Raw genomic sequence first — 19,029 nt, 5'->3', positions numbered from 1 at the left:
TTCCTAACATTACATTAACATACATTTTTTAGAAATAGACGGACAAAATATATGTGTTTAGAAAAGGAGGATGCTACATGGATGATTATGAACGTATTATTTTAGATGTGAATGGGAAAGAAATCGAAATGTTACATACGATCCGCACACATTTTAAAGAGAAACATGGTGTGGAACTAAGTAATGGTGCATTACTTAGAGACTTGATGGATATTGAGTATATTCGAATTACGAAAGATCGGCATAAGTATGATTAATCGATAAAACCTTAAGCCTAGAACATATTGTTCTAGGCTTAATTAAATTCATACGAAAAATGTTATAATTAGGAAAAATGGAGGATACCAAAATATGCAATCTGAAAATATCTCAAAATATTTTCATACATTACATGTACAAAGGAACGAGTTCCTTCCTCATCTCCATTCCCTTTCACACGAACAACTATGGTATAGGAAAGAGGATGGAAAATGGTCTATCGGTGAGCACTTTTATCATTTATATTTAATTGCAAAGATGCTAAAAGTAGCGATTAAATTCTCTTTCACTCTTATCCCTTATGCCAAGCTAAGAAAAAACACCCCATTTGCAACTGACATACATGACATTTATGCCGAATATAAAGAAAAACACGGTAAAGGAATGAAAGCTCCTTGGATTTTAATCCCTTCAAAAAAAATCTATTACTCTATGAATGTAAACGAATTAGAAGAATTACTCTCACGTGAAACAGATGAAATAAAGAAACTAGTTCAAAATATAGAAGAAAATATTGCAGGTCATATCGTATTTTTAGATCCAATTGCTCACTACCCTAACCTTATTCAATCTATTCAGCTATTAGCGATACATGAGATGCATCACTTTATGATTATGAAAAACAATTATGAAATGATAGATACATACCTAAAAATCTAAACACAAAAAGGTAAGGTACTTCTAAAAAAGCACCTTACCTTCTATATCATGCATCATTTAACTTCCAACAAACTCTCCAACTAACCCCTTCGCCTTCTCCAAAGCCTTTTCAATTTGCTTAAACCCTGTCCCACCAGCACTGTTACGGCGCTTTACAGCTGCATAAGGTGAAAGAACTTCATATAAATCTTCTTCAAATAACGGACTCATTTCTTTATACGTTTCAAGTGGTACATCTAATAAATAGATTCCTTTTTGCGTACAATGAAGAACTAGTTTCCCGACAATTTCATGTGCTTGACGGAACGGCAGTCCCTTGCTTGCTAAATAGTCGGCAATTTCTGTTGCGTTAGAAAAGTCTTGCGTCACAGCTTGCCCCATTTTTTCTTTGTTTACAGTCATCGTTTCAATCATGCCTGCCATAATATGAAGGCATCCTTCTACTGTTTTCACTGTATCAAACATTCCTTCTTTATCTTCTTGTAAGTCTTTATTGTAAGCGAGCGGCAATCCTTTCATTACTGTAAGTAAACTGAATAAATTACCGTATACTCTGCCCGTTTTACCACGAATAAGTTCCGCCATATCCGGATTTTTCTTCTGCGGCATAATACTGCTTCCTGTTGCGTATTGATCGCTCATTTCAATAAATTGAAACTCTTGACTACTCCACAAAATAAGTTCTTCGCAAAAGCGTGATAAGTGCATCATAAGCATAGATGAGTTACTTAAAAACTCCAGTATGAAATCACGATCACTTACCGCATCTAAACTATTTTCATAGATTCCATTAAATCCAAGAAGCTCCGCACTATATTCTCGGTCAATCGGGAATGTTGTACCAGCTAGTGCTCCTGCCCCTAATGGTGAAATGTTAATACGCTTTAACGAATCTTCATAACGATTCACATCGCGCTCTAACATCCAAAAGTAAGCAAGAATATGATGCGCAAATGAAATCGGCTGGGCACGCTGCAAGTGCGTATAGCCAGGCATAATTGTTTCAATGTTATTTTCCGCTTGATGAACAAGAACGGTTTGCAATTGTTTTGTAGCTTTTATAATATGTTCTACTTTTTCTTTTAAATATAAATGCATATCTGTCGCTACTTGATCATTACGGCTTCGGCCAGTATGAAGTTTCCCTCCTACTTCACCGATTTTTTCAATTAACATCTTTTCGATATTTAAATGAATGTCTTCAGCTTCAACTGAAAAATGCAATTTATTTTGTTTCGCTTCTTCTAATAAATATTGAAGACCTATCTTTATTTTCTCGGCTTCTTCTTTCGTAACGATGCCTTGCTTTGCTAGCATCGTTACGTGTGCAATACTCCCATTTATATCTTGATTTACTAATTGTTGATCGAAGGAGATGGATGCTCCAAACTCTTCAACCCATGCCTCCGCCTCTTCTGTAAAACGTCCGCCCCAAAGTTTGCTCACGCTTCCACCTTCTTTTGATTCACTTGGCTGTATACTTTCGTCGGTAAACCAAATAACGAAATGAATCCAACTGCTGCATCATGATTAAATTCGTCCTGGGCAGTATATGTTGCTAGCTTTTCGTCGTATAAAGAGTACTCAGATTTACGTCCTTCTACAATCGCATGACCTTTAAATAATTTCACACGCACTGTACCTGTTACATTCTTTTGCGTCTCTTGTAAAAATGCATGGAGCGCTTGTTTTAAAGGAGAGAACCATAAACCGTTATAAATAAGTTCTGTTATTTTCTGCTCAATCACCGGTTTAAAATGTGCTACTTCTTTTACGTGTGTTAAATCTTCTAGCTCTTTATGTGCTGTAATTAACGTCATTGCTGCTGGGCATTCGTATACTTCACGAGATTTAATACCGACAAGACGATTTTCTACGTGATCGATACGTCCAACGCCGTGTTTTCCAGCAAGCGCATTTAACGTTTTAATTAATTCTGAAAGTGGATATGCAGTGCCATTTAAGGTCGTTGGTACGCCTGCTTCAAAGCCGATTTCTACAAATTCTGGTTTATTCGGTGTATCTTCTAATGCCAATGTCATCTCATATGCATCTTCTGGCGGCGCTGCCCATGGATCTTCTAAAATTCCACATTCGTTGCTGCGTCCCCATAAGTTTTGATCAATTGAAAATGGGCTATCTAAATTAATCGGAATTGGTACATCATTTTCTTTTGCATATGCAATTTCTTCTTCACGTGACCATTTCCATTCACGCACAGGTGCAATCACTTCTAAGTAAGGATTTAATGCTTGAATAGAAACTTCAAAACGAACTTGGTCATTCCCTTTCCCTGTACATCCATGTGCAACTGCAGTTGCGCCTTCTTGTTCTGCAATTTCCACTAACTTTTTCGCAATAAGCGGACGAGATAATGCAGAGACAAGAGGATACTTCCCTTCGTATAATGTGTGTGCTTGCATCGCCATCAATGCATATTCATTCGCGAATTCTTCTTGAACATCCACCATATACGATTTAATTGCACCTACTGAAAGTGCTTTTTCTTTTACAAACGCTAAGTCTTTACCTTCCCCTAGATCTAAGCAAAGCGCGATAATATCATAATTCTTCTCTTGTAACCATTTAATTGCAACGGAAGTATCAAGACCTCCAGAATATGCTAACACAACTTTTTTCTTCTCCATTTTGCATCCCCCTAAAGAATAAATATTCATTTTCTTTTATAATAATTCACACTTTAACACCTTTTACAAAATGTATCAAGGGTCATTTTCAAATTTTTTCAAACAATTTCATCGAACTTCTTTCTGTTTTTATGTAAAATAGAGGCAGGAAAATGGAGGGATGTCTATGAAAAAGTATTTTATATACAATGAACATCTAGGAATTGAAGTGCCGAACATACAAGACGAATGGGAAAACATCTCTGAACAAGCGCAGCATTCTATTTTATTAAAATGGGAGCAAGTTCGCGGGAAGATTCCTGATCGTATAAAAGAACTCGAACACTCTATTAATGCAAAACAGCATCATTTAAATAACGAAGAAAACTTCGAAATTTCTTGCAAACTTAATTCAGAAATTGCCGATCTCGCTTCCATCATTAATGACCTTTGGCTTTGGTATCGACTCACTCAAAATGTATCTGAGGGAAAAGCACACCAATGAAAAAAGCATGCCCCTCAATTACTTTGGGTCATGCTTTTTTGTCGTAACACGATTTACAATATATTTCTTGTGCTGTTTTCGCCAAACACACATCAAACGGTCCAACTAATATACTTCTTTCCTTTGGCAACTTTACAAAAGCAACGAGCTCTTCTTCATATTGAATCTTTTTCTGACATGAAACGCATATTAATTCTTTTCTTTTAAACATGTCTTTTAGCATATCTTCTCTCCCTTTCATCTATCTATATTGATATATCTCATAACAAGTAAGACTTGTAAAAAAATGACACATTCCGAAACAAATTATTCATATACTATGTACAAAAGGAGGTCTCAACTTCATGCGAGCTTTCATTATTATCGCTTTAACTTTTTTAAGTGTGATTAGCTGGGATACGTTTTTTAAAGATAAAGGTGACCAGAAAGATACAACTGAATAAACGCCATTCCTTTCTTACTTATTGGACAAACTTTTAAAAACCGTCCAATTCTGCAAAATAACTTAGGCTTTTCTACAAAAATATTTAAACATAATAATTTTTGTAGATTTCCTCCGTTTATTGTCGGTTTCCATCCGCATACATTTTTTGAAAGTATGATATAATAATATAAATCTTGAAGGAAGGGATTTTGATATCATGATCGCTCGAAGGAGCATGTGGCATCGTATTGACGAATCATACACGTAGCGTATTTTTCAGCTCAGATACTTTAGTCTAGCGAAAAAAATACGAGAGTGGGGAAATTATGATTGCCCGAAGGATAATTTGGCAAAAAAAAGACTCTTCTTACACATAGCGTTTTGTTTAGGACTTAATTGTTACTAGCTAAGCAAAACAAAGAAGAGCAGGATTGCTAAATGAAGAATCCTACTCCACGTTTTGTTTAGTCGTTTTAAGACTTAAACTAAAACGAAGGTAGGGAGAATTGATGGACGAGAGGATTATTCGTTATTTCTTCAGCGACATATAGCGTAGTTAGTTTTTTTCGTAAACTAACTGAAAGCTACATGTGAGCTCGTAGTTAGTTTACAACACAACAAGGACTACTAACTACGGAAAGAAGGAATAACGATGAGGAACATCCAAAGTCGACAAATTATTAAAGAAGTTTTTATGGTTTTAATCGGTTCATTTATTTTAGCAGCAGCGCTATATCACATTCACTTCCAAAACCACTTAACAGAAGGTGGCTTTGTAGGAATTGCACTATTTATCCAAAATTTTTATGATATTTCACCATCTATTTCAACTGTATTAATGGATATCCCTATTATTTTACTATGTGCTTCATTTTTAGGTAGAAAAATGGTTGGCTATTCATTCTTAGGTTCACTTTCATTCGGAGCATTTTATTCCCTTATGGAAAATTATTCTCCTTTTACGGTAGATTTATCAAATAATTTATTTATAGCTGCAGTAGTTGGCGGTGCGTTAGCTGGTATTGGACTCGGTTTTATATTGCGATTTGGCGGTGCAACCGGTGGAGACGATATTTTAACAATTGTATTAAGTAAACGAACTCGTTTTACAATTGGGCAAATTTTCTTCGTCTTTGACGCGATTGTTCTTGCGCTTTCATTATATTATTTAAATTGGACAGAAATTGCTTTTACTATTCTTTCGATTGCCGTACAGGCAAAAACGTTGGATTTAATTTACTATCCAAAAACAGAAAAGAAAGCAGCAAAGCAACCAGTATCTATTCCAATGTCCAAAAAACATGCGACAAACTAAAAAGCGAAAGGCTTCGGCCTCTCGCTTTTTTTTCATGCTCTCTTTTCTTTTTCTAATATGTAGCGTACTTGATAAAACTTATTTGCAAATTCAGTAACATTCCTCGTTAAGCGATAGTTCACTGTAGAGCCAATTGCCATTCCGAGTACAGGAATTCCTTGGAATAATTTACGACGAAGAGCATAAATCGAAAACGTCTTCAAAATTTGTTTTAATACAACCTCAGTAGAAGCTGGCTTTAACACCGCTTCGTCTCCTTCATAGAAGAATGAATCCTCTTGTTCGAGTTCCCTCAGTAAATTGTACCATGCATATTGCTGAAGTCTCGCCGGTAATAATGATGCATGGAATACTTTTAATGCAAGCATCATTTCATACGGCTTGTTCACATCATGCCCAAATGATGTCGCAACAAGTTGTACAGCCTTCACATTTAACGCAATCATAACCGGAAAATCAGCCGTTAATAATAATAAACCACCAGCACCAGTTGCTCCGCCTTGTACGAATGAATATAGGCGATGACGTGCTGTTTGCTGCTCTGCTATGTATGTTAATTGATCAATAGATAACGCCTTCAAATCTTCAAGTTGCTCAATGGATTCATCAAATACTCTCGACGTTCCTAAAATACGATTACGTGCATCTAGCTGTGATTGTGAACTTTGAATAAGCGCATGCAAATGAAAGAGCCATCCATCTGCTTTCGTAAAAAAGTCTTTTCGTTTTTTCTCAGGCAGTTTCGCAATTGTCGTATGCAACCACTTATCAAACATCTTTTGAAAGTCAGTCGCTTCTTGCTCTACTAATTGCCCTTCCCACTCTTTTATATTGTCTAAAATGGCTTGTTCTCGCTTCGATCGCATCGCAACAACCACCTCGTTCGATTTTTTTCCATTGTAACATATTTCCGCTTGTTCTTTGCAAATATGCTTGTCTATCTTTATTCACATACCATTTTTTAATGACATAAAATATTAGCAAAAAGGATGAGATGACTCACATGAATCTATCCAATATAAAACAAAATTATAATGCAGTATTCAGCTTAGGACAAAACTGTTGGCCTGCTTGGGCATTATTTCAATTCAAATTATCACCATTTTTTGGCGTTATTGATTTTATGCTAAGTCCTTCATTAGAGAAAGTAAATTTATTATTACAAAATCGCTTTCACCGTTTTTTAGAATTAGAAAATTTGTCTTTCATCTCATTTTGGGATGATAATGCTAAGTTACGACTAAGAGACAAGCTTTATGAAATCGACTCCTGTCATGACTTTAAAACAGATGTAAATACACCCACTTCTTGGCCTTCCTATACAGATATTAAATTAAATTATGAGCATCGGATTAATCGTTTTCTAACTACAATTGAAATGGAAGAATCAATATTATTCATTCGAACTGGAGGAACATATGAAGAAGCACGTTCCTTGGAACACATTTTATCTCAAATAGTTAAACATACATTCTCTGTCCTATTACTCATTCCTGAAGATGTACCAACTGTTGTAGAAGAAGATTGGGGATTACAAAATATTTGCGTTCTGAAATGCCCTATTATGGACGTATACCAGTACAATGAAGCATTTTGGAATGACTTATTTGATGGGATCACGATTAGACCACACTGTTAAATACACGATACTTTTTATTACACACTGCCTTATAATTATCCTTATACAAAACAAATAAGGAGCGATTGCAATATGTATCCACGTGCAAAAGCTTTTGGTCTTGCTACACATCAAGATCGCCTTCTCGTACAAGAATATCATACAGCCGATGAAACATTTTACCGACCTCTTGGCGGTTCAATTGAACTTGGTGAAAAATCAACACATACCGTTATTCGTGAATTTAAAGAAGAGCTTCATACAGAAGTAGAAATCACCCATTATTTAGGCTGCTTAGAAAACATCTTTCATCTTGATGGAGAAATTGGTCATGAAATTATTCAACTATATTCTTTACGTTTACTAGACACATCACTATATGAAATGGAAATACTGAATATACAAGATGAAAAAACAGTATCATACGCAAAATGGGTTCCCATTACTGCATTCACTCAGAAGGAAAAAGTACTATATCCGGATGGCATTTTAAACTATATACAAAAGAAAAAAGACGAGATCCTATAGGGTCTCGTCTTTCTTTTCATATATTAACCAATGTCTCCAAGACGTAGTACGTCACGAGCGATCATAACTTCTTCGTCAGTTGGAATTACAATAATTTTTACTGGAGAGTGTGGGAAGCTGATGAATGCTTCTTCACCGAATACATTATTACGTTTTACGTCGAAGTATACGCCCATGTACTCAAGGCCTTCTAATACGCGTTCACGAATAATTGCACTGTTTTCACCTACACCAGCTGTGAAGATGATTGCGTCTACACCTTTCATACGAGCAGTGTAAGAACCGATGTATTTGTGGATACGGCTTACGAATACATCAAGTGCTACTTTCGCACGGTGGTCGCCTTCTTCTTCTTTCGCAATGATGTCACGTAGGTCACTAGAGTAACCAGTAAGACCTAACATACCACTCTTCTTGTTTAATACGCTAACTACTTCTTCTACTGTTTGGCCTGTTTTTTCCATGATGTATGGAATTAACGCAGGGTCAATGTTACCAGAACGTGTACCCATTGTTACACCAGCAAGTGGAGTGAAGCCCATAGAAGTATCGATTGATTTTCCGCCTTCTACTGCTGCGATACTTGCACCGTTACCTAAGTGACAAGAAAGTAGGCTTAAGCTTTCAAGTGGACGACCTAATAGTTCAGCCGCACGCTCAGTTACGTATTTATGAGAAGTTCCGTGGAAACCGTATTTACGGATACCGAATTTTTCATAGTACTCATATGGTAAGCTGTATAGGAATGCAGATTCCGGCATTGTTTGGTGGAATGCTGTATCGAATACTGCTACTGCTGGTACGTTTGGTAGTACTTCTTGGAATGCTTTAATACCAACAAGGTTTGCTGGGTTGTGAAGTGGTGCTAAATCGCTTAATTCTTCGATATCAGCTAATACTTCATCAGTAATTAAAACAGAATCAGCAAATTTTTCGCCGCCGTGTACAACACGGTGACCGATACCGCCAATCTCATCAAGAGATTTTACGATTCCGTTTTCAGTTAACTTCTTAAGAAGCATATTAACTGCTACTGCGTGATCTGGGATGTTTGTAATTTCTTTTTGTTTTTCGCCATCTACAGTAATAGTGAAGATACTATCTTCTAAACCGATACGTTCTACTAAACCTTTTGTTAATACTGTTTCACTTGGCATTTCAAATAATTGGAATTTTAAGGAAGAGCTTCCTGCGTTAATCGCGATGATTTTTGACATCTAGTCTTTCGCCCCTTTTTCTCTTGGTAGTTGTGTGGATCATTCCACAAACCGCTCGATTTTATCTAATTAAATTCACTCAATATGAAAACGTTTCATCATCAGTAAATTTTATACTCACGATTTTAATTTAAACATCGTCCGACATATATTTCAAGTGAAAAAATTGTAACACCAAGAAAAAAAATATATTACAGATTTCAAAAAAATTCAGTTAAATCTTGTATATATTAAAAAATATGACAAATCCTATAAATCTGTACTACATTAATCACTACCCCTGTTACATATAACTTACCTTATTTATGTGTTGCAAACCAAGTATTTAATTGATCCATAATGTTCTCCATCGCCTTCATGTTGGAGAATTTAGGTAACTCCACTAATAACGCCTGTTTTGGCATTATTACACTAGGACCTTTCTTTTGGAGAACAAATATACTTTTTGCATTTTTCTCGTTTTTAAACATGGAAACAGGTAGCTGTAACAAACCTTGAATAAAGCATGTTTCTTTAATAAATGCATGTAATTTTGGCGCTTGATCACTTTCAAAAATGAAGTTTGGTACTAAGAAGAATAAATACCCGCCTTCTTTCGTATGTTTCACACTTTGTTCAATAAATAAGTGATGCGCATATGACATTCCTTCATTTGCTTTTAACGTATATTCACTTGCACCGATTTCATTTGGATAGTAACCAATTGGTAAATCTGAAACGACTGCATCAACTGGATCGATATAAAGTGGTGCTAGTCCATCTTGGTGGAAGAATTCAATTGCATGCTTTTGTAAATTCGCATTTACTAAAGCAAGTTTAATTAGTACTTCATCCACTTCTACACCAAATCCACTCATTGCTAGTTCTTCTTTGGCACCATTAAATATTGTAGTCATTAAGTTACCTGTTCCAATTGCAGGGTCTAAAACTGTAATTTCTTTTTGCCCTTGCATAAATTTATGGAATAAATAACTCATGAACATTCCAACTGCATCAGGCGTCATTTCATGATTCGCTTGCACGCCTTCTTTCATTCCTTTTAAAATGGCTAGCTGAAATGCTTTACGAATTTCTTCCCCTTTATATGTTTCTTCATTAAACGTACTATATTCACGATTCAACCTTTCAATTGTTGATTCGGATAATTCCTCTTGTAAAATCGCTCCCTCAAACAAGTTATCACCTGTTTCTACAAGCGCCTCTAAATATGTTACATCTAATTCTTTACGTAAAACTACCGTAGAAGAATCAAAAATAGAAAATAATGTTTCTACTGCCTGACTCACGTACATTCCTCCTTCTCTCTTTTACACATAACTTACATCATACCATAATCTAAATTTTTCCCAAAAGAAAAAGCGACCTCTTGCAAAGAGCTCCCCTTCAAGTTGTTTATGATGTAACGTCTTTTCTCATATATTGGTTCAGTTAACAATATATGAGAAAAGACGACCTCTTCTAAAGTAAAACTTTAATGAGAGGTCGTCTTCATTTACATTACTTCGCAGATTTAGCTGCTTCTAATGCTGCTTCATAGTTTGGATGGCTTGTACCTTCGCCTACGTATTCTGCGTAAACTACTTTGTCATTGCTATCTACTACGAATACTGCACGAGCAAGTAAACGAAGTTCTTTCATTACTAAGCCGTAAGCTTCACCGAAAGAAAGGTCACGGTGATCAGAAAGTGTTACAACATTTTCTAAACCGTTTGCTGCACACCAGCGTTTTTGAGCGAATGGTAAATCAGCGCTAATTGTTAATACTTTCGCGTTTTCAATACCTGCTGCATCTTGGTTAAAACGACGTGTTTGTGCATCACAAACACCTGTGTCGATTGAAGGTACAACACTAATTAATTTCACTTCGCCTTTGTATGTTTCTAAACTTACTGGAGATAAGTCGTTTGCTAATACTTGGAAGTTAGGTGCTTGATCGCCAACTTTAACTTCTGTTCCAACTAAAGTCATTGGGTTACCTTTAAAAGTTACATTTGCCACTTAAAAATCCTCCCTTATTTTAAACAAAATATGTACAATGTAAATGATAGTTTGTCCCTATCGATAATGCAAATAAAATCGCTTTATTTACAAAAAAATAAAAAAGCTAATCCATTGATTAGCTTTTTTACTCGTTAAATTTGAAATTCCGGATCATCTTCTTTTCGTTTATCCATCATTTCTTTCACTTTATCAACAGCTTGTGGTGCTAATTCAATTATTTTGTCAATGACATGTGTTTGTTTATCTAAATGTAAAACTTTCACACCTTCTCCATTTATAACGAGAAAGGCAACTGGATTAATGGAAACTCCACCACCGCTACCTCCTCCAAATGGATGACGGCCTGAATGCTCTACCTTGCCAAATTCACTTCCACCAGCAGCAAAGCCAAAACTTACTTTCGAAACGGTAAGAATTACACTTCCATCTGCTGCTTTAATCGGGTCACCAACAATTGTATTTACATCAGTCATTTGTTTTAAATGCTGCATTGCGGTTGTCATTAAACCTTGAATTGGATGGTCCATTCTATATCCCCCTATGCTTGAACAGATTTATCTGTCATACCAGACTTTTGTTTTCTCATAAACATGAGTAGTTTTACCGCTGTTTTCACAGTACGAAATATATGAAAGGAAGCTGTTAATTCACATCTTGATGCAAATCCCTTCCCTTGAAAAACAGGTGTAATTTCAAATTCTGGTACGTCGACAATATGCATATATTGTCCTACAACTCCAGCAGCCATTCCTTTTGTCCCCCATGCATACCCAGTGACAATTCCAGTACTAGCCGCATCGCCTGCTCCAATTTGCGTGTGCCATCTCCAACCATTGATTTTCACACGTTTGAGAAAATCTTTAACAATAGTATGAACTTCTTGAAGCTTTTTTATCAGTTCTCCAATGCTATCAAGTTGTGCCATAATTTTATTGTCTATTCCGCCATCTTCCTCAGCTTTTTCGATTTTCTGCCCCGTTTTTTTCTGTTGTTTTTCAATTCTTTCCAATACATCAAACGTATATCGAATCATCCATATTTTCACTTGAAATAAACATTGCTTTTCCATTTCTGAATATAAAAACGTCACCTTAAGCGATATTTTCGATAATAGTATTAGCAAAATAAAAAGTAGAAGAATTATCATTCCAATTACGAGCCATTTCATTCGTACCATCCTTTCACTCCATACCCATTATCGACAAGTTTATTCATCATTAAACAACCTTTGATAAAATTGAATATAAAAATTTTTCTAAAAATAAAAAGGGATTTTGACATTTTATATCGAAATATACTATTTGAGCATATCATTCAGAACACACTCTGATGGTATGCAGCACTAAGACTAGAAAATTTAACTGCAGTGGAGGGATACATAATGGCAAATCGTCGCAATTTATTTTTCTTTTATGGTGATGACAAAGTAACGCTCGTTGAAAAAATGAAACCAATATATCGTATTTTAGAGGAGAATGGATTTACTATATTAGATCATCCAAAAAATGCAAACGCTATCGTCAGCGTTGGAGATGATGGAACTTTCTTACAAGCCGTTCGTAAAACTGGTTTTAGGGAAGATTGCTTATACGCAGGTATTTCTACGAAAGATGAAATTTCTTTCTACTGCGATTTCCACATCGATCACGTTGATACAGCCCTTCAAGAAATTACAAAAAACGAAATTGAAGTGCGAAGGTATCCAACAATTAAAGTTGATGTAGATCACGGTACATCATTCCATTGTTTAAATGAGTTCTCATTACGCTCTAGCATCATTAAAACATTTGTCGTAGATGTACACGTCGACAATTTACATTTTGAAACATTTAGAGGTGATGGATTAGTTATCTCCACACCAACAGGAAGTACCGCTTACAATAAATCATTACATGGTGCAGTTGTCGATCCACTTATCCCATGTTTCCAAGTAAGCGAACTAGCATCTTTAAATAACAACACATACCGTACACTCGGATCACCGTTTCTTTTAAATCACGAGCGTACGTTAACTTTAACACTTAAACCAGATGGCAATGATTACCCTGTTATCGGAATGGATAACGAAGCACTTAGCATTAAGCAAGTGGAGAAAGCCGTTGTTCGTTTAAGCGATAAACAAATTAAAACTGTTAAATTAAAAAACAACTCTTTCTGGGAAAAAGTACAGAGAACATTTTTATAGTATTAAAATAACCGCAGAATTATGGGATTCCATAATTCTGCGGTTATTTATTTCTCAACTGAGACTTAACGATGTTTCACGATTTTTTCGGACCAGGACAACAGTATATGAAATTATATGAACGATTCCATCCAAAATATCGATTTACCGACAAAAAGTGACTACATCATCAACCTATCTAAAAAGAGGAAGCATCACCAACATGTATTTTCGGAGCCGCTCCCTCAAACTTTTAGACGTCTTTTCTATAAACAATCTTCCCATCAATGACGGTCATTTCGGCCTGTACTTCTTTTATTTCTTCCGCCTCAATTTCAAAAACATTGTGGTCTAATATCGTAAAGTCTGCTTCATGTCCTTTTGTAATTTGTCCTCGCTTTCCTTCTTTTCCAATTGCATACGCACTTCCTGTTGTAAATAAAGAGACAGCTTCATATACCGTTAATCTTTCCTCTGGCATATAGCATACACCGTCAATAAAACTTCTACGTGTAACAGCACTATATATACCTAAAAACGGATTCACTTGTTCAATCGGCGCATCAGATCCACCGTTGCAGTGTAATCCTGCTTCCAGTAACGTCTTCCAAGCGTACGCATAACGAAGACGATGCTCGCCTATTTTTTCAATGACTGACGGGAAATCCGATGAAACAAAGACTGGCTGTATATCAATAATGGCTTGCAAGTTTTTCATTCTCTCAATCAACTCTTCACGAGCAAGCTGACAATGAATAATGCGGTCACGTAATCCTTCTGCTGGTGGGTATAATTCAAGTGCATCAATAACATATTCAAGCGATAAATCACCGATTGTATGAATCGCAACTGGCATATGTAAATCACGAGCTTTCTTCACTAACTCCGCAAGCTCTTCACGTGAAAAAATTGCAACCCCATTTGTTTCCTTCGCATCTTCATACGGTTCACTTAATAAAGCTGTTCTTCCGCCAAAAGATCCATCAGAAAAAATCTTCATCGCTCCAAATTCAATGTAGTGCTCATTTTCATATTCTTTTCGCTCATTCGCTACTTCATGATGAACAAGCAAATGTGCTTTAAATGGCATTTCTTTTATAACGTGCGAAAACGCATTATGTGTCTTTCTAAAACCACCGTAATAATTTAAATCTTCCGTATGCCCACCAACGAGTCCGTATTGCCAGCAATCTTTTATCGCAGTTTGCAAAGCTCTTTGTAAGTAAGCTTCATCAATTTCTGGCTGCACATGTTTAATTAACTCTTGTCCTTGTTCATATAAAAGCCCTGTTAACTTATTTAATGAGTCCCGGCCAATTTTCCCGCCTTTCGGGTCTTGCGCCGCTTCTGTTATTTTCGCTTGTTCCAATATGTATGAATTCACCCATGTCACGTGACGACAAACGCGCTTTAATAAAATCGGATGCTCTTTAGAGATTTCATCTAAATCACGTACATGAACTTGTTTTGTATCTGTAAAATTATTTTCATTCCATCCTTCCCCAATAACCCAAGAGCCTTTTGGCGCTTCTTCTACTCGCTTCTGAACGAGAGTAAGCATCTCGCTATAAGATGTGCAATTTGATAAATCTAGACGAAGTAACCTCTCCCCATGGCCAATAAGGTGCATATGGCTATCAACGAGACCTGGAATCATCGTTTTACCTTCTAAATCATGCAACTTCTCCGTAGAATATCGATCTTCTAACTCTTGTTTCTCCCCTATATCAACAATCCTGCCATTTTCGACGTAAACAGCATCCACTTTTTCGTTTTCTTCTCTCATCGTGTAAATGGTGCCGCCATACCAAATTTCTCCCATATACTCATCCCCTTTTTCCTTAAGTCTACGAAATTAATCCGTATAAAAAAAGCACCATTTCGATTAAAAAATGGTGCTTTTCCAAAAATTAATTTTGTTCAGTAGGATTCGTTGTAATTTGCCATTCAATGCTAAATTTATCTTTTAGTTGTCCGTATGCTGGGCTCCAGAACGTTTCTTGAAGTGGCATAATAACTTCTCCACCTTCTTGTAACTTTTCGAATACTTCTTTTGCTTTTTCTGCATTACTAATTTGAATTGCAATTGTTACTTGAGATCCGATTGCATGCCCTTGGCCTGGGAATGTATCAGAAATCATAAGGTCCGTATTACCAACTTTTAAAGTAGCATGTAAAACGCGCTCTTTTGCTTCAGCTGGAATCGGGTATTCTGGATTTTCAGGCATGTCACCAAAAGTTTGCATGACTTCTACTTTTGCGTCTAACGCCTCTTTATAAAACTGTACAGCCTCTTGCCCACTACCATCTAAAACTAAGTACGGATTAATACCTACAATCATACGGACACCTCTTTTTAAGTTTATAAAATCGAACTTGTGTTCGTTTTTATATTATCATTGTTTGCCATTTCATTCAACTATTTCCTTCACTGTTTTCAAAATTATTTTGACGGAATCTCCATCTCTTGTTTTCTAAGTTCAATACGGCGAATTTTTCCGGAAATCGTTTTTGGTAGTTCATCTACAAATTCAATTTTACGAGGGTATTTATATGGTGCAGTCAGTTCTTTGACGTGTTGTTGGAGCACTGGAATTAATGTTTCTTCGTTCTTCTCTATATTCTCTCTTAATACGATAAATGCCTTCACGACACTTCCACGAATTTCATCAGGGCTTGCGACAACCGCACACTCTCTTACGTAAGGATGTTTTACAAGTGCATCTTCTACTTCAAAAGGTCCGATTGTATAACCAGAGCTAATAATAATATCATCACCGCGCCCTTCAAACCAGAAATAGCCGTCTTCATCCTTTTTCGCTTTATCGCCGGTAATATAATAATCACCGCGGAATTGCATCGCTGTACGCTCATTGTCTTTATAATATTGTTTAAAGAGTGCTGGTGTTTCAATGTGAACTGCAATATCACCAACTTCTCCTACCTGCACCGGAATACCTTCCTCATTTACGATATCAACATGGTTGCCTGGCGTCGGTTTTCCCATTGATCCTGGTCTAATGTCCATCCCTTTCATTATCCCAACGAGTAATGTGTTTTCCGTTTGCCCATAACCGTCTCTTACCGTAATATCAAAGTGCCTTTGGAACGTTTCAATAACTTCCCTGTTTAACGGCTCACCAGCTGATACAGCGCTATGTAACGCTTCTAAATTGTACTCACTTAAGTTCTCTACCTTTGCCATTAATCTATACTCAGTCGGCGTACAACAAAGTACATTCACCTTGTTATCGCCTAATAAATTTAAATACGTTTTTGGTTCAAACTTACCATTGTATACAAATCCTGTTGCACCTGAACCGAGAGTCGCTACAAACGGGCTCCAAATCCACTTTTGCCAACCTGGACTAGCCGTCGCCCATACAACATCCTCTTCTTCGATTCCGAGCCAGTTCGGGGCGCTTGTACGTAAATGAGCGTATGCCCATGCATGCGTATGAACAACTCCTTTTGGATTTCCTGTCGTCCCTGACGTATAAGATAAAAAGACCATATCTTCTTTATCTGTCTTCGCCATTTCTAACATGTCACTTTCTGTTTCTAATGCTGTTTTTAAATTTTTCCAACCATCTACTGAACGCTCGCTCAAGACGAATTTCTGAAGAGATTCCACCGCTTCTACGCCGTCGAATTGTCCAATATACGGTTCGTAACTTACGATTGCTTTCACTTCTCCGTGCCCAATACGGTACTCAATATCTTTTTTACGTAACATTTCTGAGCTTGGAATAACGACAAATCCTGCTTTAATCGCAGCAATATACGTCATGTAAGCTTCAATTAAGCGCGGCATCATAATAAGGAGCTTGTCCCCTTTTTGTAAGCCACTTTTTATAAAAGCGTTTCCAATTTTATTCGCGCCTTGCATTAATTCAAAATATGTAACCTCTCGTCTATTTCCTTTATCATCTTGCCAAATTAAAGCAAGCTTCTCTTTATCATTCGTATATTTCTCTATTTCCGAAACTAAATTATAAGACTGCGGCGCCAATAATTCCTCTCTCTTCATAAACATCCTCCTTTATTTCTATGCCTCCCTTATATAATAAAGAATTTTCAGTAAATTTTGAACCCTCTTCTTTTGACAATTTTTTTATATCCATGTCGAACCGTTGAATAAACTTATATCGATTTATCGATAAACCATGACAAAAAAGAAAGAGCGGGAGAACCCGCTCTTTCTAAGCCATCGTATATGGGATTATTTTTGGTAACCGCCTAATTGTTGCTCAGCTAGTGAAACTAGACGTTTAGTGATTTCGCCACCAACAGAACCGTTAGCGCGAGATGTTGCATCAGCTCCAAGTTGAACACCAAACTCTTGAGCGATTTCGTATTTCATTTGATCTAATGCTGCTTGAGCACCAGACACTGCTAATTTATTTGTGCTTGCCATGTTGTATCACCTCCTTGTGAGTATAGAGTGTGATAAACAACATGACTTCATACACATTTGAATGTGGTAATTTATGGGTTTAGAAAAGTTCTTCGAATTTTTCTTCTTCCGCCACTACTTCTACTGTTTGTAATACCATTGTTTCTTTGTTCGCTACAGCCTCTTCGATTAACGGCGCGAAATCATACTTCGCTTCAAAACGATTTGCTTTCTCACGCTTCGGTTTCGTCGATGGACTTGCTGGTGTAAATACTGTACAGCAGTCTTCATATGGACGAATTGAAATATCATACGTTCCAATTTCATTTGCAATTTTAATAATTTCTAATTTATCCATCGTAATAAGCGGGCGAATAACAGGATAATTTGTCACTTCGTTAATCGTATGCATACTATCTAACGTTTGGCTCGCTACTTGTCCAAGACTTTCACCAGTTGTAATCGCAAGTGCGTTACGCTCCTCTGCGATACGCTCTGTAATACGCATCATCATACGACGCATAACCGTCATAGAATAGCTAGATGGAATTTCTTTATTAATCGTTTTTTGCACTTCAGTAAATGGAACAAGGTGAAGTGTTACACGTTTACAGTATTTCGTTAACTCTTGTGCTAAATCGATTACTTTTTGTTTCGCGCGCTCGCTTGTGAAAGGTGGACTATGGAAGTGAACTGCTTCCACAGATACGCCGCGTTTCATCGTTAAGTAAGTTGCTACCGGGCTATCGATACCACCAGAAAGAAGTACCATTACTTTTCCGCCAACGCCAACTGGTAAACCGCCAGCTCCCATGTGCTCACCACACATAATATAGCTGTAACCACTGCGAATTTCTATACGTACATTCACATCTGGATTATGAACATCTACTGTGATATCCTCTGTATTTTCTAAAATGTGCCCACCGATTTCTGGAAGTAATTCCATCGTCTTCATTGGGAATCGCTTATCAGAACGGTGCACTGTAATTTTAAATGTTTTCACATCGCCTTTTACTTGTAAGAAAGCTGCTAATGCACCTTTTTTAATATCTTCTAATTCTGATGGTACTTTCATCGCTAAGTTAAACTTATGAATACCAAATACATCTTTCAATCTTTCAGAAATTGCTTCATGGTCTTCACCATTTAACTGAATGTACATGCGATCATGTGTTGCATCGATTTTAATATTTGGGAATTTCTTCAGTTTGAATTTCACGTTATCTTTTAATGTGCTTACAAATTTAGAACGGTTCTTACCTTTTGTCGTCATCTCTCCATAACGAACTAAAATATATTCATATGTCATCATA

The 19,029-nt window shown here is 36.5% G+C and carries 21 protein-coding genes; 7 read left to right on the top strand and 14 right to left on the bottom strand.

The features are described 5' to 3' along the window. Nucleotides 1–77 precede the first annotated feature (77 nt). Complete coding sequence (locus Q3V31_RS13160) at nucleotides 78–257, top strand: hypothetical protein (protein ID WP_000342972.1); 180 nt, start codon at nucleotides 78–80, stop codon at nucleotides 255–257. 94 nt (nucleotides 258–351) lie between these two features. Continuing rightward, nucleotides 352–918 carry a DinB family protein gene (locus tag Q3V31_RS13155; RefSeq protein WP_329765399.1) on the top strand — a complete coding sequence of 189 codons (567 nt, stop codon included), beginning with the start codon at nucleotides 352–354 and terminating at the stop codon, nucleotides 916–918. Between the two features lie 57 nt (nucleotides 919–975). Here Q3V31_RS13155 and argH read toward each other — a convergent pair whose 3' ends face one another. After that, entirely contained in the window at nucleotides 976–2,364 is a 1,389-nt protein-coding gene (gene argH / locus Q3V31_RS13150) for an argininosuccinate lyase (protein ID WP_016130328.1), read from the bottom strand. Beyond that, on the bottom strand, nucleotides 2,361–3,566 hold the full coding sequence (locus Q3V31_RS13145) for an argininosuccinate synthase (protein WP_000412335.1): 1,206 nt from the start codon (nucleotides 3,564–3,566) through the stop codon (nucleotides 2,361–2,363). Before Q3V31_RS13145 ends, argH begins: the two co-directional genes overlap by 4 nt. Nucleotides 3,567–3,732: 166 nt before the next feature. On the opposite strand from Q3V31_RS13145, the gene Q3V31_RS13140 reads away from it, so the two are divergent. Next, the gene (locus Q3V31_RS13140; protein ID WP_000759797.1) at nucleotides 3,733–4,050 is read left to right on the top strand and encodes a hypothetical protein; all 318 of its coding nucleotides are present in this window, start codon (nucleotides 3,733–3,735) and stop codon (nucleotides 4,048–4,050) included. A 28-nt stretch (nucleotides 4,051–4,078) separates the two neighbouring features. Here the strand turns inward: Q3V31_RS13140 and Q3V31_RS13135 are convergent, their stop codons facing one another. After that, nucleotides 4,079–4,273, bottom strand: a complete 195-nt coding sequence (locus Q3V31_RS13135) for a hypothetical protein (RefSeq protein WP_000910278.1) — start codon at nucleotides 4,271–4,273, stop codon at nucleotides 4,079–4,081. A gap of 853 nt (nucleotides 4,274–5,126) precedes the next feature. Between Q3V31_RS13135 and Q3V31_RS13130 the strand changes: the two genes are divergently transcribed. Next, entirely contained in the window at nucleotides 5,127–5,789 is a 663-nt protein-coding gene (locus Q3V31_RS13130; protein ID WP_001244528.1) for a YitT family protein, read from the top strand. Nucleotides 5,790–5,821: 32 nt separating this feature from the next. On the opposite strand, the gene Q3V31_RS13125 is transcribed toward Q3V31_RS13130, so the two are convergent. Beyond that, nucleotides 5,822–6,655, bottom strand: coding sequence for an EcsC family protein (locus Q3V31_RS13125; RefSeq protein ID WP_001256862.1), 834 nt, complete (start codon nucleotides 6,653–6,655; stop codon nucleotides 5,822–5,824). A gap of 137 nt (nucleotides 6,656–6,792) precedes the next feature. Between Q3V31_RS13125 and Q3V31_RS13120 the strand changes: the two genes are divergently transcribed. Together Q3V31_RS13120 and Q3V31_RS13115 are read left to right on the top strand one after the other, a co-directional pair. Beyond that, entirely contained in the window at nucleotides 6,793–7,428 is a 636-nt protein-coding gene (locus Q3V31_RS13120; RefSeq protein ID WP_001054286.1) for a DUF1796 family putative cysteine peptidase, read from the top strand. 72 nt (nucleotides 7,429–7,500) lie between these two features. Next, the gene (locus tag Q3V31_RS13115) at nucleotides 7,501–7,935 is read left to right on the top strand and encodes an NUDIX hydrolase (protein ID WP_000283493.1); all 435 of its coding nucleotides are present in this window, start codon (nucleotides 7,501–7,503) and stop codon (nucleotides 7,933–7,935) included. Nucleotides 7,936–7,958: 23 nt separating this feature from the next. Here Q3V31_RS13115 and ackA read toward each other — a convergent pair whose 3' ends face one another. From ackA to Q3V31_RS13090, 5 genes are all read right to left on the bottom strand, one after another. Next, nucleotides 7,959–9,152: an acetate kinase gene (ackA, locus tag Q3V31_RS13110; protein WP_000034571.1), complete on the bottom strand. Its 1,194-nt coding sequence runs from the start codon at nucleotides 9,150–9,152 to the stop codon at nucleotides 7,959–7,961. Between the two features lie 299 nt (nucleotides 9,153–9,451). After that, nucleotides 9,452–10,438 (bottom strand): class I SAM-dependent methyltransferase, encoded by a 987-nt coding sequence (locus Q3V31_RS13105; protein ID WP_000076016.1) that lies wholly within the window; start codon nucleotides 10,436–10,438, stop codon nucleotides 9,452–9,454. A 211-nt stretch (nucleotides 10,439–10,649) separates the two neighbouring features. Further along, nucleotides 10,650–11,150, bottom strand: a complete 501-nt coding sequence (tpx, locus tag Q3V31_RS13100) for a thiol peroxidase (protein ID WP_000024524.1) — start codon at nucleotides 11,148–11,150, stop codon at nucleotides 10,650–10,652. 134 nt (nucleotides 11,151–11,284) lie between these two features. Continuing rightward, on the bottom strand, nucleotides 11,285–11,680 hold the full coding sequence (gene ytfJ / locus Q3V31_RS13095; RefSeq protein WP_000350005.1) for a GerW family sporulation protein: 396 nt from the start codon (nucleotides 11,678–11,680) through the stop codon (nucleotides 11,285–11,287). 11 nt (nucleotides 11,681–11,691) lie between these two features. Beyond that, nucleotides 11,692–12,330 (bottom strand): DUF2953 domain-containing protein, encoded by a 639-nt coding sequence (locus Q3V31_RS13090; protein ID WP_000252005.1) that lies wholly within the window; start codon nucleotides 12,328–12,330, stop codon nucleotides 11,692–11,694. Nucleotides 12,331–12,534: 204 nt separating this feature from the next. Between Q3V31_RS13090 and Q3V31_RS13085 the strand changes: the two genes are divergently transcribed. Continuing rightward, nucleotides 12,535–13,338: an NAD kinase gene (locus Q3V31_RS13085; protein ID WP_000013620.1), complete on the top strand. Its 804-nt coding sequence runs from the start codon at nucleotides 12,535–12,537 to the stop codon at nucleotides 13,336–13,338. A 232-nt stretch (nucleotides 13,339–13,570) separates the two neighbouring features. Here Q3V31_RS13085 and Q3V31_RS13080 read toward each other — a convergent pair whose 3' ends face one another. From Q3V31_RS13080 to thiI, 5 genes are all read right to left on the bottom strand, one after another. Continuing rightward, nucleotides 13,571–15,139, bottom strand: a complete 1,569-nt coding sequence (locus Q3V31_RS13080; RefSeq protein WP_329765393.1) for an amidohydrolase — start codon at nucleotides 15,137–15,139, stop codon at nucleotides 13,571–13,573. A gap of 88 nt (nucleotides 15,140–15,227) precedes the next feature. Continuing rightward, the gene (locus Q3V31_RS13075; RefSeq protein WP_000635056.1) at nucleotides 15,228–15,659 is read right to left on the bottom strand and encodes a VOC family protein; all 432 of its coding nucleotides are present in this window, start codon (nucleotides 15,657–15,659) and stop codon (nucleotides 15,228–15,230) included. A gap of 101 nt (nucleotides 15,660–15,760) precedes the next feature. Next, nucleotides 15,761–17,347 carry an acyl-CoA synthetase MbcS gene (gene mbcS / locus Q3V31_RS13070; protein WP_000817782.1) on the bottom strand — a complete coding sequence of 529 codons (1,587 nt, stop codon included), beginning with the start codon at nucleotides 17,345–17,347 and terminating at the stop codon, nucleotides 15,761–15,763. A gap of 192 nt (nucleotides 17,348–17,539) precedes the next feature. Beyond that, entirely contained in the window at nucleotides 17,540–17,734 is a 195-nt protein-coding gene (locus Q3V31_RS13065; protein WP_000168891.1) for an alpha/beta-type small acid-soluble spore protein, read from the bottom strand. Between the two features lie 79 nt (nucleotides 17,735–17,813). Beyond that, nucleotides 17,814–19,028, bottom strand: a complete 1,215-nt coding sequence (gene thiI, locus Q3V31_RS13060; RefSeq protein WP_000989278.1) for a tRNA uracil 4-sulfurtransferase ThiI — start codon at nucleotides 19,026–19,028, stop codon at nucleotides 17,814–17,816. Nucleotide 19,029: the final 1 nt, after the last annotated feature.

This window comes from Bacillus nitratireducens (genome assembly GCF_036320425.1).
Taxonomy (GTDB): Bacteria; Bacillota; Bacilli; order Bacillales; family Bacillaceae_G; genus Bacillus_A; species Bacillus_A nitratireducens.
The sequence above is the reverse complement of the archived record's forward strand: the minus strand, read 5'-3'. Positions and strand labels throughout refer to the sequence as shown.

Excerpts from the sequence above, each read along its gene's own strand:
- Q3V31_RS13090 (WP_000252005.1), bottom strand. The coding sequence starts at position 12,330 with ATGGTACGAATGAAATGGCTCGTAATTGGAATGATAATTCTTCTACTT.
- Q3V31_RS13160 (WP_000342972.1), top strand. The coding sequence starts at position 78 with ATGGATGATTATGAACGTATTATTTTAGATGTGAATGGGAAAGAAATC.
- Q3V31_RS13115 (WP_000283493.1), top strand. The coding sequence starts at position 7,501 with ATGTATCCACGTGCAAAAGCTTTTGGTCTTGCTACACATCAAGATCGC.
- Q3V31_RS13145 (WP_000412335.1), bottom strand. The coding sequence starts at position 3,566 with ATGGAGAAGAAAAAAGTTGTGTTAGCATATTCTGGAGGTCTTGATACT.
- ackA (WP_000034571.1), bottom strand. The coding sequence starts at position 9,152 with ATGTCAAAAATCATCGCGATTAACGCAGGAAGCTCTTCCTTAAAATTC.
- Q3V31_RS13080 (WP_329765393.1), bottom strand. The coding sequence starts at position 15,139 with ATGGGAGAAATTTGGTATGGCGGCACCATTTACACGATGAGAGAAGAA.
- Q3V31_RS13155 (WP_329765399.1), top strand. The coding sequence starts at position 352 with ATGCAATCTGAAAATATCTCAAAATATTTTCATACATTACATGTACAA.
- Q3V31_RS13120 (WP_001054286.1), top strand. The coding sequence starts at position 6,793 with ATGAATCTATCCAATATAAAACAAAATTATAATGCAGTATTCAGCTTA.
- Q3V31_RS13085 (WP_000013620.1), top strand. The coding sequence starts at position 12,535 with ATGGCAAATCGTCGCAATTTATTTTTCTTTTATGGTGATGACAAAGTA.
- Q3V31_RS13125 (WP_001256862.1), bottom strand. The coding sequence starts at position 6,655 with ATGCGATCGAAGCGAGAACAAGCCATTTTAGACAATATAAAAGAGTGG.
- mbcS (WP_000817782.1), bottom strand. The coding sequence starts at position 17,347 with ATGAAGAGAGAGGAATTATTGGCGCCGCAGTCTTATAATTTAGTTTCG.
- ytfJ (WP_000350005.1), bottom strand. The coding sequence starts at position 11,680 with ATGGACCATCCAATTCAAGGTTTAATGACAACCGCAATGCAGCATTTA.
- Q3V31_RS13075 (WP_000635056.1), bottom strand. The coding sequence starts at position 15,659 with ATGATTGTAGGTATTAATCCGTACTTAGTTTTAGATGGTAGTGGGCAA.
- Q3V31_RS13135 (WP_000910278.1), bottom strand. The coding sequence starts at position 4,273 with ATGCTAAAAGACATGTTTAAAAGAAAAGAATTAATATGCGTTTCATGT.
- Q3V31_RS13065 (WP_000168891.1), bottom strand. The coding sequence starts at position 17,734 with ATGGCAAGCACAAATAAATTAGCAGTGTCTGGTGCTCAAGCAGCATTA.
- Q3V31_RS13140 (WP_000759797.1), top strand. The coding sequence starts at position 3,733 with ATGAAAAAGTATTTTATATACAATGAACATCTAGGAATTGAAGTGCCG.
- thiI (WP_000989278.1), bottom strand. The coding sequence starts at position 19,028 with ATGATGACATATGAATATATTTTAGTTCGTTATGGAGAGATGACGACA.
- Q3V31_RS13130 (WP_001244528.1), top strand. The coding sequence starts at position 5,127 with ATGAGGAACATCCAAAGTCGACAAATTATTAAAGAAGTTTTTATGGTT.